Raw genomic sequence first — 645 nt, forward strand, 5'->3', positions numbered from 1 at the left:
GACTCATCACCAGTTGTTCCACCAGGGCCGTCAATTCATCGAAGGTCGTTTCAGTATTCTGATCCTCGTAGATATTCATCGCACACCTCCCTTAAAAGATTTCCGTACTGGCTGCCTGGACATGCTCGGCGGTCACCACGCTTGACTCGTTTCTGGCAGCAACAATGAGTGCGCCCCGGGCCAGGAAGTTGGCTTTGCGATAAAGTCCTCCTGAACCTTGATGAATGGCGGTCACGGCAGCCTCCTCAAACAGCATGCGATCGCAACCGGCTATCTGCAGGTGATGGCGCAGATAGTTTTCCATTGCGCAGCGGTCAATACCGGCCAAGTGGCAGCGAGTGACGACCCGTGAAGCCAGAGGCTTGCTGGCGCGATAGCTGAGGTTGTCCACCAGGTTGGCCTGACCGGCGAGAATAACCGGCAGGTAAGGTTTGGAATCCTGCTCGAACTGAGTCAGGGTGTGGAGCTCGGCAAAGACATCGAGGCGTAAGAGGGACGCTTCATCGATGACCAGCAGAGTTTTCATCTTCTTGCCGGTGACCAGATCGAGAATCTGCTGTTTAATCCGGTACGCCATCATGGCCCGTGAAGCACCGGCCTTGGTAATGCCCAACGCGGCGAGGATCTGGCGGTAGAGTTCGAGGA

General features: G+C 55.8%; 1 protein-coding gene. It reads right to left on the minus strand.

Translation table 11 applies throughout. The features are described 5' to 3' along the window. Positions 1-91: 91 nt before the first annotated feature. Positions 92-645 (minus strand): ExeA family protein (locus ICT70_RS14815; protein ID WP_191158005.1); only part of this gene is annotated, 554 nt, incomplete at its 5' end.

Source organism: Pelovirga terrestris, from assembly GCF_014773365.1.
Lineage (GTDB): Bacteria > Desulfobacterota > Desulfuromonadia > Desulfuromonadales > Geopsychrobacteraceae > Pelovirga > Pelovirga terrestris.